The organism is Brevibacillus sp. JB24b (genome assembly GCF_051713385.1).
GTDB classification, from domain to species: Bacteria; Bacillota; Bacilli; order Brevibacillales; family Brevibacillaceae; genus Brevibacillus_B; species Brevibacillus_B laterosporus.
The window spans coordinates 1894802-1909869 of the sequence record NZ_JBNVQV010000001.1 but is presented as its reverse complement, the minus strand read 5'-3'; the positions used below and the strand labels follow the sequence as shown (position 1 = coordinate 1909869).

At 41.4% G+C, this 15068-nt stretch carries 6 protein-coding genes, 1 pseudogene and 1 other annotated feature; of the genes and pseudogenes, 2 read left to right on the top strand and 5 right to left on the bottom strand.

Features of this window, described 5'->3' with window-relative positions; genetic code table 11:
* Nucleotides 1-128: 128 nt before the first annotated feature.
* The 5 genes and pseudogenes from trpS to ACQV1I_RS09315 all read right to left on the bottom strand — a co-directional run bounded on the left by trpS (nt 129) and on the right by ACQV1I_RS09315 (nt 9458).
* Nucleotides 129-1124: a tryptophan--tRNA ligase gene (trpS, locus tag ACQV1I_RS09335; protein WP_116333727.1), complete on the bottom strand. Its 996-nt coding sequence runs from the start codon at nt 1122-1124 to the stop codon at nt 129-131.
* A 195-nt stretch (nt 1125-1319) separates the two neighbouring features.
* Nucleotides 1320-1597 (bottom strand) — a binding site (T-box leader).
* A 64-nt stretch (nt 1598-1661) separates the two neighbouring features.
* Complete coding sequence (locus tag ACQV1I_RS09330; protein ID WP_018672492.1) at nt 1662-2339, bottom strand: MgtC/SapB family protein; 678 nt, start codon at nt 2337-2339, stop codon at nt 1662-1664.
* Nucleotides 2340-2461: 122 nt separating this feature from the next.
* Nucleotides 2462-6136 carry a non-ribosomal peptide synthetase gene (locus ACQV1I_RS09325; protein ID WP_116333726.1) on the bottom strand — a complete coding sequence of 1225 codons (3675 nt, stop codon included), beginning with the start codon at nt 6134-6136 and terminating at the stop codon, nt 2462-2464.
* 138 nt (nt 6137-6274) lie between these two features.
* Nucleotides 6275-8014, bottom strand: a complete 1740-nt coding sequence (locus ACQV1I_RS09320) for a methyl-accepting chemotaxis protein (RefSeq protein WP_236645741.1) — start codon at nt 8012-8014, stop codon at nt 6275-6277.
* Between the two features lie 443 nt (nt 8015-8457).
* Nucleotides 8458-9458: pseudogene (locus tag ACQV1I_RS09315) on the bottom strand (P1 family peptidase).
* Between the two features lie 216 nt (nt 9459-9674).
* On the opposite strand from ACQV1I_RS09315, the gene ACQV1I_RS09310 reads away from it, so the two are divergent.
* Nucleotides 9675-12863, top strand: coding sequence for a bifunctional cytochrome P450/NADPH--P450 reductase (locus tag ACQV1I_RS09310; protein ID WP_116333724.1), 3189 nt, complete (start codon nt 9675-9677; stop codon nt 12861-12863).
* Between the two features lie 1400 nt (nt 12864-14263).
* Entirely contained in the window at nt 14264-14860 is a 597-nt protein-coding gene (locus ACQV1I_RS09305) for a LysM peptidoglycan-binding domain-containing protein (protein WP_438769158.1), read from the top strand.
* Nucleotides 14861-15068: the final 208 nt, after the last annotated feature.

Genomic DNA, 15068 nt, shown 5'->3' with positions numbered 1-15068 from the left:
CAAGCTTTCTTTATTGTGTTCCAGATCTATGATAGTATCTCAAGCTTGGGATAATTCACTCTTATATTTTGTATAATTATACCATAATTGTCAATATAGAGAATCAACATAATCATTCGTTGCAAAACTTATACCATCAGGATCCCAATAGCATTTCGTACCTCTTGAAGAACCTTTTGGGCAGATAACCGAGCTTTCTGTGCACCCTGTTGAAGGGTATCAAGTATTTGTTCTTCTGTGAGTTGCTGTTTCCGAGTACGGAAAGGTTCTACAATTTGTTCGATTTCTTCAGCTAGTCGCTTTTTGCAAGCTACACATCCAATTGATGCCGTTGAACATTGTTCTCTAAGTTGCTGTTGACCTTGCTCATCCGTAAAGTACGTATGCAGATGGTAGACATTACAACCTTGTACACTTGGGTGACCTGGTTGTTGAAGATAGAGACGAGTTGGATCAGAATATGCCTTCTTTACTTTCTGGTCAATCTGACTTTTGTCATCCTGTAAACTAATATACGTATCGATTCCGTCTGACTTACTCATTTTCCCCTGTCCATGTAACGCTGGAATACGAACTGCATTCTCTGCCAACGGTTGTGGGTATGCAAAAATCTCACCATACATATGATTGAAACGGCGAACGATTTGCCGTGCCATCTCCAAATGCACCAATTGATCTTCACCAACAGGTACTACTTCACCTTTATGCAACAGGATATCTGCTGTCATCAGTACAGGGTATCCAACCAAACCATAATTTACATTATCAGGATGTTTCTTTGCTTTCTCTTTAAATGTTGGACACCGCATCAACTCACCTAATGGCATTACCATACCTAGATACAAGGATAATTCTGCAACCTCGGCTGACAGGGCAGATTGTGTGTAAAACGTGCAGTGCTCTGGATTCAGGCCCGATGCCAGATAGCTGGCAGCAGCCTCTAAAGCATTTGTAGACATATGCTCTCGGCTAGGATGTGTGGTCAATGTATGCAAATCTGCAATAAAAAAATTAGCATCGTATGTGTTAACAACCTTATCAATGCCTTTCATCGCACCATAATAGTTACCCAAATGTAATTCACCTGTAGAACGAATACCTGATACTAGTTTTTGCTTGTTCATATATAATCAGCCTCTTTCGTTTTGAGAGCGGAGATCGTTGGATACACCAGGCATTGATCCCCCTCTTTTTATTTGTAGCATTCAGTTGATAAAGCCACCACCAACCATCTTCCATTCTCATCACGCTCCTTGTCCTGATTACATCCTATTTTGTTTACAGAAATACAAAAAGGGCTCCTCATCCTTATCTTTAAAAATAAGGACGAGAAACCCGTGGTGCCACCTTAATTCGCCGTTTTAACAGCGCGCTCTATTGTATCGGAACAAACGCGCACTTCTACATGCCATTGTTCGAATACCTGTCCCTTGTATCGGTGAGACACTCCGCCAGAGCCTACCTGTGTGTTTAACCCTACACACTATCGGTCTGGACGCTCAAAAGTCCATTCTGCAAGCTTCCTGCACTGATTTTCACCAACCATCAGCTCTCTTTAGCAATCTGCATGCATACTCCTCTTCGTCATTGCGCGTGTTTATAATTTATGGTTCATTTATAAAATGCCTGTAAACTTATCAATCAGTATACGTAATCCATCACTAGCTGTCAATCTCTACACGTGCCACCCCATTTAAATTATGTACCATCTCATAGATGTCAGTAATGTAGATATGATCATACACAACCAGTCGTAGATCCATCTGTACCCTTTGCTTATCAACATCCTTTAACCAGACATTCTTAATCTTCATATCTTCTTCTTTGAATTTCTGGATAATCGCTGTCATATGTGAGTGCTCATCTAAGAACAGACGAATTTTTAACTCTTTTCCTTGTAATTTTCGAACTCCAATCATATTTACTAAATATGGGAGCAACTGCACAGAAAACAAAATCATCGCAGCTCCTAATGCTGCTTCATAATAAAAGCCTGACCCGACCGCAATTCCAATACCTGCACTAGACCAAATAATTGCTGCTGTGGTAAGGCCAGAAATAACATCATTATTTCGGCGCAAAATAACCCCTGCACCCAAAAAACCGATTCCACTAACGATCTGCGCAGCCAAACGCATAGGGTCTGTCCGATTATTAATAGACGTTTCCGCATAAAATTGAGCAGATTCGATCGAAACAATCGTCAGTAAGCAGCTACTAACCGATATGATTACGCTGGTTTTTAATCCCAGTGGTTTTTGTTTTAATTCACGCTCAATTCCAATTACGATTCCAAGGAAAGCAGAAAGCATCAACTTTGCTAAAATAATTAATTCCATGTTATTTCACCTCTAACCTGGTTTGTCTGATGACTTTCATTACATGTAGCTTATTATAAATCTTTCTGGGCTATTCTGAAACCAAATGATAATTAGAGGACTATTACGTAAACAACACTTAGTTAACAAATGGGCTCTGCCAACGTTGGCATCGGGAAATATCCGTTTGCTATGGCATACTTCACCATCGCCTTAAAATATGCTTTCGTGGGTTGTGGGCATGAAATATGAAGCTTTTGTAACAAGGCCGTCGTATTAGGGCAAGCAAATCGAACATTCGAATTACGTGCTCCATCTCCCTCTAGCTGGGTAATAGCAAGCTCCATTCCTTCCCGATTTTTTTCTGTTCCATCAAATAACCACTGTTCATATTGTTGTTGAGAAACTAGGCTCAATTTATAGCCAAAGGACTGAAAATGTTCCAATATCTCTACATACGGAATTTGTTTTGGATTGACAACATGGAAAATGGCTCCGACTGCTTCCTCTTGCAATGCGAGCGTAGCAATCGCTTTTCCAGCAAAATCAATGGGAGTGAAATCTACTAGCCAATCGGCATGTGGTGCAATTCCCAGTAAGAACATCGCCCGACACATTCGATACATTGCATTTGTTTCCATGTTGCGTTGAAACGTACCAGCTAAAGAATGGCTACTTAGATTGCCAGCACGATAGATTGTCACTGGTATACCTTCTTGTTCAAACGCCTTCATCACATGCTTCTCAGACTCCCATTTGCTATTGACGTAATGATTTTCTAGCACAATAGAATAATCCATTTGCTCTGCATTACGTAATTCATGCCATTTCCCTGCATGGGACAGTTCTTCGGGAATACCAATCGTAGAAACATAGTGAAAATGAATACCCTGCTTTTCTCTGGCCAGATCAAGTAACGTCTCCGTGCTTCGTACATTTACCTGATAGAAATGCTGAGCATCGCCAAAGTGAGACACATCTGCTCCACAGTGCATAATGGCATCCACATTTTGAACAAGCTCATACCAATCCTCTTTTCCTAATCCCAACCTTACTTCTTGCAGATCGCCTATCATAACCTTTACACGTGACGTGAGCTGTTTCTGCTGCTCCTTACCGAAATAAAAGGAATAATTTTGATATAAACGATCCATAGCAGCCTGAACATCTTTCCCGCGTACCAAACAATAAATCGTGCCCGGGGTTTTCTGTAATAATTCATACAACAAGTGAGAACCAAGATAGCCTGTCGCCCCCGTTAGCAGGAATGTACGTTGCTTTCGTCGTACGATTTTTTTCGTAGTTTGTAAACGCTCTGGATATTCAGCAAGTACTTCCTCCGTTTGATCATTACCACCAATCCTTCCAGCACTCGCTTGTTCTGCCTCCTGTTTTTCTCGATACAGTTCTTCAATTCGATACGCTAATGATTGAACAGTTGGATGGGTGAAGAAATCATTAATCTTTACCATAGGATATTTTGGTTTTAATTCAACTAATAACTCTATAATTTTAAGAGAATGACCTCCTATTTCAAAAAAGTTATCACTCAAACCCACACGATCTACTCCTAGTCCCGTTTGCCACACTCGGGCAATCTCCTGTTCAATCTCCGTTCTAGGTGCGGTATATATTTGGTTTCTTGTTACCGGTTTTAATTCAATACTTGCTAGCTGTTTACGATCAATTTTACCCGTTGGTGTTATCGGCATTGCTGATATATAACCAAACTGTGCTGGAACCATGTAAGGCGGCAGCTTTTGTGAGATAAAATCCTGTAAAAGCGACGGATCAATCTCCTGTTGTGTTTTTGTTGTGTAAAAAGCTATTAATCTATTCTGATTGTCACGATCTTTTTTCACTATAACCGTTACGTTTTGTATCCCTGGATACGTGGCCAACCGCTCCTCAATCTCTCCCATTTCAATCCGATGTCCACGAATTTTGACTTGAAAATCTTTACGTTCTAAATACTCCACGTTTCCATCATCCAATATACGCCCCAAATCACCTGTTTTATAAAAGATTTTTCCTGAGCCTTGTAAGAACGGATCTGGAATAAAGACTTCCTTCGTTTTCTCAGGCATATGCAGATAGCCTTTTGAAATCCCTACCGTGCTAATCAGAATTTCTCCTGGAACACCGATGGGGCACAGCTGATATGATTCGTTGACAAGATATATCTCATAGTTTGCAAGAGGTTTGCCAATTGGGATGCTGATGGTAGCATCTGAAACCGGTTTTGTCACAGCATGGTACGTAGCTGTCACCGTGCATTCCGTAGGTCCATACAAATTATAAATGATGGTTTCACGTGAAAATGTAGCTTGGAAGGAACGTACTACCTCACCAGTTAGTAGTTCTCCACCTACCCCTATGCTTTTAACTTTGGCAAAGCTGTCTGCTTCCGTGCTTGGCAACGTTTTTACTAATTGATTAAAGAAAGCCGCGGGGATGCCAGGAATGCATGTAATTCCTACACGCTTTATTGCTTTTGCAAAAGCAATCGAATCCATTCTTTCTTCGTTCGTCAAAAAATGTAAGGTAACCCCGTTTAACAAACCACCAAACAACTCATGTATGGATGCATCAAAGCTAAATGTGATGAACTGCGTAAAGATGTCCTCTTCTGTCACATTCATCATTTTTCTAACAGCGAGTCCGTAATTCACCACTCCTTGATGATGTAGAATAACTCCCTTAGGTGTTCCTGTAGACCCAGAGGTAAAAATAACATAGGCTGGGTGCAGTGGGCTAATAGCTGGTTTTACAGCTTTCTCAGAATATAGTTCAATGTCTTCGATCCATAGCACCTGCGCTTTAGGAATAGCTTGTATCACTAAATCTCGATAGGCAAAACTAGATAAAACCACATGAGAATTCGTCTCAGTAATAATATGAGCATTACGCTCTCTCGGATGGTGTGGGTCTAATGGAACATAAGCTGCCCCTGCTTTCAATATCCCTAGTAGTGCTATGGTAGCTTCGATACTTCGCTCCATAAATAATGATACATATTGCCCTAGCTCAACTCCATGCTGTAGTAACATTGTAGCAACCCGATTAGACGCCGCTTCTAATTGGTTATATGTATACGTAGCTTCATCTGTCTGTAAGGCTACCCTCTCCCCATACGCTTCTACTACCTCGTGAAAGATATCCAAAATCGTTTTTTCTGCTGGGAATGCTTCCACTGTCTGATTAATCGATTGATAAAGCTGCTGTTCCATTCGAGACAGCATCGGATAAGTAGTAAAAGTAATATGTGGATACAGCACAGCCTGTTCTGCTAGACGTTCGAGTTGTTCCATAAACCGATCAATTGTCTGCTCACGGAATCGGTGGGAATCATAATACATATTCCAACTAGCTTTTGTTTCGTTCACGATGATTCCAGCATGTAAGGGAGCAGCCAATTGTGATTCGATATGAAATAGTGGTTCTTTTTGTACACGAAATGTACTTGGGAATTGCATGAATGAGTAGGAAGCATCAGCTTGTTCTGTCTTGCTTTTCCATGCTTGTTCAACCTGATCAAGTAAATCATTATAGCTCATCCCTTGTTGAACGGTTATCGCTACTGGTACCCATTTCTCTTGCACAAGAGTACCCAGTGTAATCTGCTCAGTCCCGCTGACTCGGTGCAACCACATGATGTACAAGGCCAATAAATGAATCTCCTGTCCCTTTTCCCATAACTTTGTCATATACGGAGTCAAATCATACGAGCTTCTTGCCGTCACAGTATTTGTGAGCTGACCGAAGCGATTATTGTCTAGTGGGAACGTTATTGGTTCGTATCTTGTTGTATTGTGCATGATAAACTCCTGCCTCCTAAATAATTTGTATGTATGTGAAAAGGTGAAAAAAGAAGAGAGACCAGCATCTGATCTCTCCTCTCTCTACTCACTATTAGCATTCTGCTGACTGCCCAACACCCTCGTAGAGATGAAAATCTACTTGTGTTCTTCTAATCTTAGTTGGGAAAGCGCCTTATCTAATTCCTGCGCTATTTTACTCAATCCGTCAACAGACACTAAAATTTCTTGGTAAGAAGCTAACTGATTATCTGACTTAGCCTGGATGTTTTCTGCTGATTTTGTGTTTTTTAGTGCATTTTCCGATACTTGTTTCACCACAGAGGTAACTTCCTCTGTTTCAGCTGCCATTTGTTGCGTCGAAGCAGAAACCTCTTGCATACGGTCGGATACCTCTGTACTTGCCTGAACCATATGACGGAATATCTCACCCGTTTCTTCTACGATCTTCACACCATCCTGAACGTGCTCCGAACCTTGGCGAATAGAGATTACTGCTGTATTTGTGCGTTCCTGAATATCCCCGATTAACTGGCTGATTTCTTCTGCCGAGCGCTTAGATTGTTCAGCTAGTTTTCGTACCTCATCCGCAACAACTGAGAAGCCTCGACCGTGATCACCTGCTCGTTGCGCTTCAATTGCTGCATTTAAGGCAAGTAGATTCGTCTGGTTCGCAATTTCGGAAATCATTTTGACAATCTCACCAATTTTACCTGACTGTGATTGTAGCACATTAATAATATTTTCAGATTCCTGCACAGAATGCTGAATTAAATGCATTTGATCCGCCACTTTGGTGACAGAGTATTGACCGGATTCAGCCTGATCTTTCATGTTGAGAGATGTGTGATGAACCTCTGTTGAGTTATTGGCGATGCTATCAACACTGATCACCATCTCGTCCAATGATTTTGCGCATTCTGTTGTAGCAATATTTTGCTGGTTGGTGTGTTGGAACATTTCTTGAATGTTATCCGTAATTGTTGTGGCATGCTGGTTATTTTCTTCCATAATCGTATGTAATTGCTGTGAATTCTTTACTAACTGGTTAGAAGATTCGCGAATTGTCATCATAATCGTACGCATATTTTCTGCCATTAGGTTAAACTTGTTGTTAACCTGACCCAGTTCGTCCTTTCCTTCACGCAAACGAACATCTAAATTTCCTTTACTCATTTCATGAATGCCTCGCATAAGCTCTTGAACTGGTTTAAATGTACGATTCACAATCCAATACTGAAAGATCAAATTGATGAGTAATAAAATAAATAACAATATGGAAGAGTATAGCAACAGCGCGTCCTGTCCGTGCGTTACCATGCTGGCATCGACATCCATACCGAAATAAGCAACAATCTCTCCACTGTTATCCATGATCGGATGAAGAGCCGAAATCCAAGTACCTAAATCATCATCATAAATAGAGGTCATCGTATCTTGTTTGGTAGTGATAAGATGCTGTATTCCTTTCACAATGACGTCTGGCTGAGGGAGCATATCTCCCAATTTAATTCCTTCTGATTTCATAAACTCGAGAATTTGAGATGGTTGGGAAATAATAGTAGTCTGATTTCCCTCTTTCAATTCAACCCCAAAAACATATGCTTGTTTAATCTGAGGATGCTCTTTACTAATCTGGTCAAGCTCCTCTGTAAGTTTCTTCTGTATGGAAGCGTTCAGATCAGGATGTCTAACTGCCTCATGTATGTCTTTTGCAGAAACATGTAGAGATTGTGACTGTAACAAGGCGTGGGTATCTTTTTCTAGCATATCTATGAGGACTCGTCCTTGAATCATGAAACTTGCTAAGATTAATACAGCTCCGATCAACATTGTATTAAGAACTGTAAACAATAAATTCCTGGTAGATATTTTCATGTTGGAAAACAACTCTTTCCCCTCTCTTTCTTCTTCCCTGCTTCTAGACCTATCATTTATGTAAATAGGGCACTATCCCTAATATCGGTATGGAATCACAAAAGTTTTAATTTCTAAGCGTTAAAAAAATCAAGTTTTTCTTTACTAAAATGTACCATTTTTGGACATTACGAAAAATTCACAGATGAGATTGTATAGGACTATCAACACATAACAGGGCAAGAATGCTTATTTAATAACGATTTATCCTGAATAAAAGCATGCCAAATAGCACAAAGACGAAGACATTGTGCTTGGCTAAAAAAACTTTTATCCAATTAGAAGCTGATAACATTTCATAAAAATGACAAAATTTCACATCGATTCCACAACTACATGCTACGGGAGTAATACCGATTTGACATATGTACCTAGCAATAAATCACTTTATTAATCATGGATAACTATTTACATTTCGTTAAAATATCATTTCTGCTTTTACGTTCTCTACTACGGTAGGATGGAATATTACCTGCTGGCTCTGCTGCCTTTATAGCTCTTACAACAGCTTCTGCCATTACCTCTGCTGCTATTGCACCTATCAAATTCACAGATGCCCTTACTTCTCCTGTTCCAATTGCGAATAGCGTATCACCGTCGTACATGGTATGAATCGGATAAATGGTGCGAGCTAGTCCATCATGTGCCATTTGAGCAACTTTATTCGCTTCTGCTTTGGTTAGGATTGCATTACAAGCTACTACTCCAATTGTTGTATTCGCACCATCTGGTATTACATCAAAGGTAGCTCTTTCCATACAATCATAGATATCCAATAACTCCTCATCTTCTCCACGTGCTCCTGCAAGTCTTTCTCCAGTTACAGGACAACGCACCTCACCAACGGCATTGACAGCAACAATTGCTGCAATAAGTAACCCGTTACTCAATTCACGAGACGCTGTGCCTAGACCGCCTTTCATTGCTCGTTCAAAACCCGCCATCTTTCCAACAGTAGCTCCACAACCGGCTCCAATATTTCCTTCTGCAAACTTCCTTTCACTCGCTTGCTTTGCCGCTTCATAGCCCATGTCTATCGTAGGGCGGATCGAAGCATCCCCTAAAGCAAGATCAAATAGTACTGCGGCTGGAATAATCGGTATTTTTGCTACTCCTACATCGAGGCCAATTCCCTGCTCCTCTAAATAGCGCATCACCCCGCTAGCTGCATCCAGGCCAAACGCGCTCCCCCCGACAAGCATATCGCATGGACTTGATCAACTTTATTTATCGGGGAAAGCAAATCAGTCTCACGGGTGCCTGGAGCTGAACCCCTAACGTCAACTCCGCATACTGCACCTCGCTCCATGAGAAGTACAGTACAGCCTGTAAGTGCTTCCTCATCTTGTTGATGTCCTACCTTTATGCCTTTAATATCGACAATTGAGCCTACTGTAGTAGCCATTATATCTTCTCCTTTATACGCAAATAGATCTCAACATACGAATGAATGTTGCGCATGCTTATTGTAGAGATTCACCTACTCGGTTTCTATAAAGTCCATTTTATTACTAGTAATCTTTCCGAACAAACCGAATAAAACCAGTCAATCCTTGTAAAAATAAGGTAGCAATCCCTAAAAGAGAAACGAGAATAACCAAGAAATATGTACTAGAGAGGATTGATTACGATTTCTCACTCACAAAACATTCCACAACCAAAAACCTTTGGTCCCCTTGGAAATTTGCCTTTAATCAATCCAGAGATACCGATTCAATCCATCATGAAGCTTGCCAATGAACTAGGGCCTATCTTCCGACTGGAGTACCCAGGAGGTCGTATTAGTACCTATATTTCCAATCACCAATTAGTAGCAGAGGCTTGTGATGAATCTCGTTTTGATAAGAATGTATGGCCTCCCTTGCAAAAAGTAAGAACATTTGCAGGCGATGGTCTTTTTACTAGCTCAACCGAAGAGACCAATTGGCAAAAAGCTCATAACATCCTGCTTCCTTCCTTTAGCCAAAGAGCAATGCAAGGATACCATTCAATGATGGTAGACATCGCTGTACAGCTTATCCAGAAATGGTCACGCCTCAACCCTGATGAGAGTATTGACGTACCAGAGGATATGACACGCCTTACTCTTGATACGATTGGGTTGTGCGGCTTTAATTATCGGTTTAATAGCTTTTATCGAGAACAACCGCATCCCTTTATCACCAGCATGGTTCGAGCTCTAGATGAAGCAATGAGCCAGTTACAGCGCTTAGAGATTAAAGATAAATTGATGGTCATCACAAAACGTCAATTTAAACATGACATACAAGCCATGTTTACCCTCGTAGATAAAATAATAGCTGAACGTAAAGAGCACGATCAACATGATACAAACGATTTGCTTTCCCATATGCTAAGAGGTAAAGACCCCCAAACAGGCGAAGGATTGGATGACGAAAACATTCGGTATCAGATTATTACTTTCTTAATCGCTGGTCATGAAACCACAAGTGGTCTATTATCCTTTGCTTTATACTTTTTATTAAAAAATCCAGATAAGCTTCAAAAGGCATATGCGGAAGTAGACCGTGTATTAACAGGTTCCATTCCAACTTATTCTGAAGTGCGAAATCTTACGTACATAACAATGATTTTGAATGAATCTCTTCGACTTTGGCCAACTGCCCCTGCCTTCTCCCTTTACGCTAAGAAAGATACGATGTTGGGTGGAAAATACCCTTTGAAAAAAGGAGAGAGTGTCAATGTACTCATTCCCACTCTTCATCGTGATACAAGCGTCTGGGGAGAGGACGTCGAGGAGTTTCGTCCTGAACGCTTTGAAGACCCAAGTCAAATCCCCTATGATGCATATAAACCATTTGGGAACGGGCAGCGAGCCTGCATTGGACAACAATTCGCACTTCAAGAGGCAACCTTAGTACTTGGTATGATTCTAAAGTACTTTGACATCATTGACCATAATCATTATCAGCTTACCATTAAGGAAACGTTAACCCTAAAACCAGAAGGCTTTACCATGCGTGTCCGTTTACGTACAGATGAACTGTCCTTTCAAATTACCGGAAAAGAGAAAGAACGCGAAAAAACGCAAGCGCAGCCAACAGTCTCTACCATTGTTGATACACACAATACTCCTCTACTGGTGCTTTATGGTTCCAATCTTGGCACTGCGGAGGGGATTGCAAGGGAACTTGCAGAGGATGCACGTTTTCAAGGCTTCAAGAGCGAGGTTGCTCCATTAAATGATTATTTAGGTAAGCTTCCCAAAGAAGGCGCGGTATTTATTATCACCTCTTCTTATAACGGAAAACCACCGAGTAATGCGAAAGATTTTGTACAATGGCTAGAGGAGGTAGAGCCTGGAGAATTTACAGGAGTCAACTATGCTGTATTCGGATGTGGTGACCATAATTGGGCCAGCACATACCAGCAGGTTCCTCACTTTATTAATCAACAGCTCGAAGCAAAGGGAGCAACACGCCTTACGATTCAAGGGGAAGGTGACGCCAGTGGTGATTTTGAGAAACAACTTGATGATTGGCGTCATCAATTGTGGCCTGATGTCATGAATGCTTTAGGTCTAAAAATCAATGAAAATCAAGAACGAGAGCGTAACACGCTTTCGGTTCAATATGTGAATGGTATTGCGGGGGTTCCTCTTGCCGAATCCTATGATGCTCACCGTTCATACGTTACGGAGAATAGAGAGCTTCAAGGAGCGACTAGCGAGCGTAGCACTCGCCATATCGAGATAGCTATTCCATCAGGAGTACATTACCATGAAGGGGATCATTTAGGTGTTCTACCCAAGAATTCTCCTCAGCTAGTCGAGCGTATTGTAGATCGCTTTGGCTTAAACGGTAATGATTATCTTATTCTTAGTGGCAGTGGACGTAGTGCAGCTCATCTTCCTCTGGATCGTCCGGTAAGTGTATATGATCTACTAAGTCACAGTGTAGAATTACAGGAAGCAGCAACACGTGCTCAGCTACGCGAACTTGCTTCTTATACAACTTGCCCGCCGCATAAACGGGAATTGGAAGCCTTACTTGAAGAGGATGACTACAAAACCAATGTTCTGCAAAAACGCATCTCCATGTTTGATCTTATGGAACAGTATCCCGCTTGTGAATTACCTTTCGAACGATTTTTAGAGCTTCTGCCCCCTTTAAAAGCTCGATACTATTCCATTTCTAGCTCTCCTCATCTCCTACCAGATCGAGCTAGCATAACAGTAAGCGTTGTGCGCGGCCCGGCTTGGAGTGGACAGGGTGAGTATCGGGGCGTTGCCTCGAACTATCTAGCTGATCTGAAACAAAATAACCCTGTTGTTATATTTGTACGCACACCAGAATCTCAATTCACGCTTCCTACGGATACAGAAACACCTATTATTATGATCGGACCAGGTACCGGAGTGGCGCCATTCCGGGGTTTTCTGCAAGCACGGAAGCACTATCAACAACAAGGAAAAAGGCTTGGTGAAGCCCATCTTTACTTTGGTGCCCGCCATCCGGAACATGATTACTTGTATCAGGAAGAGCTTGAGCAATATGTAAAGGAAGGTATCGTGACCATTCATACGGCCTTTTCTCGTGCAGAGGGGCAACCCAAAACATACGTCCAGCATCTCATGAAACAAGATGAACACGAGTTGATTCGTCTCCTAGATCAGGGTGCTCGACTTTATGTATGTGGTGATGGGAGTCGAATGGCCCCCGATGTGGAAGCTACGCTTATTTCTTCCTATAAAACGATCCATTCGGTAAGTGAAGAAAAGGCCCGAGCTTGGCTCGATAAGCTGCAACGGGATGAACAATATGTAAAGGATGTATGGACAGGTACGTGATGAGGAGAGCATTGGTTCTTGTCTTTTGAATCCCTTATAAAAATCAGATAAAAAATAGCTATTACATCCTTGTAAAGCACCCAGATCAATCATTGGCTGGGTGCTTTTCACATGCTTAGCTATTCATTTCCATACTAAAACTGTAGTGACCGATTAACACCTACTCTTTCGACCAGCCAGAATGGGGCTCAAAATGGTTATACGATCTATTGCACAGACAGTGACATTAAACAAAAGAAACACACGGAGCCACGCGCGAAAGTCACCGCTACTGTATTTGGGTGAAGCACCCCGTTGATCCGTTTAGTCAGGACAGGGCATAGCGTCATTTACTATATAAAGCATATTACTTCCAAAATGGGGGTCAAAAACATGAAAAGAAAAAGTAGCAAGCCAATTATTCAGCAAGTACAGTATGACGGGTATATGAATCCATACCATGATCCTTATTACCTATTCGATCCATACTCGCCACGTCGTCCCGACCGTCGTGAGATGTGTATTAGAGAATGGCGAAGATGCGAGAGGCGCTGCCACCACAGAATGGGGCATGATAATGTCCGATGCAACAGAAGATGCCATAGGGAATTTCGAGATTGTTTAGGCTTTCACCACAGAAGATAACTTATCCCTGGCTTTTCATTGTCTTTAACTACATCAGTAAGAGGGCGGTCGCCAAGTCATTACCGCCCTCTTTTCCACGTCAAAAGGTATGTAAGCGTCGTTACATAATAGCCTAATTTCGTATAGACTTCGTTCTGCTCACATGTGCTGGTGCCATCTCTACTGTTACAAAGGCATAGTCCCATGGAATGCAGGAACCCCTGCTTTTTTTGTCCCTGTTCTACTGGCTTTAGTGCATCGAAATACAGGACAGGCACAGTATCGGGTACAGACGGACGTGCCCCCGCTTTTGACAGGTAGAAGTTTACACTTCATCATCGTAAATCACAGCGTTACTACCTTTTGGGGTCGTATTTGTTGGCCTGTTCACATGAATATCGCATATGTATCGTGGACAACAATATTCTGATCCCATATGAAACTCTCTGCTCATCTGCCCCCACTTCATAACCTGTTCAATCTGTTCCTTTATTTACTGAATAGGCAAAAGCCCATACCATGATACATTTCCTCACATATACTTTTTAGGCAAATAGCTATTGTCAAATCAAAAAATAAGGAAGTAAATTTGGTTCAAGTTGAAGGGAGTAATAAATAGTGAGTCCATTCTCTTTTGAGACATTTCCTTACGTTATTCAGCCAGGGGATACACCTACTGGCTGTTAGCCCAACGATTTAGAACACCCGTGCATGACATTGTTGCTGCCAATCCAAACGTAGATCCCTACTATCTTTTTGTGGGTCAGGTTATTTGTATCCCTTGTGTACGACATTCCATGCCATTTTCATCCCCAAGACCTTCGCCTTATCAAAATGTACATGACTGCATTAGCAAAGCTAAGGTTGATTTAAAAAGTCTCATGCGTACTCTCTGGGAACAGCATGTTGCTTGGACGAGGATGGTTATCATCAGCATCGCAGCTAATTTGCCAGATCAAGAACTCGTTACGAAACGTTTGCTCCGAAACGCAACTGATATGGCGAACGCGCTAAAACCATTCTACGGTGAAGAAAATGCTGCTACGTTTGAACGTTTAATAAGAGGCCACTTAGTAATTGCCGATCAGCTTGTTAAAGCAGCAAAGGCCGGCGATAGCAAAGCAGCAGCTAATGCAGAAAAACGCTGGTATAAGAATGCAGATGAAATTGCATCTTTTCTCAATAGCATCAACCCATACTGGTCGGAGGAAGACATTAGGAAAATGTTTTATGAGCATCTTGCATTAACTAAAGCTGAAGCAGTCTATAGACTAAACAACAATTTTGCATCGGATATCGCGACATTTGACAAAATTGAACAGCAAGCATTAGAAATGGCTGACGCTTTTACTGACGGAATTGTAAAACAGTTTCCAAATCTGTTTACAAATTAGCATACCATTCCTTCCCCTTACTTCTTTTCTAACTAATCGCACTCCATAGTGACAAAGGAACGTGACCATATTGAACATTTCTTTTTCTTAATCTGTCCTATGAAGACATTTCGTCAATTCTTTCCAAACGCCCCTCAATTCGCGTTCTTCTCGATATGTTTTCGAAATAAGGGGAAACCCTTTCCACTAAATTGTGAAGTAACAAAAA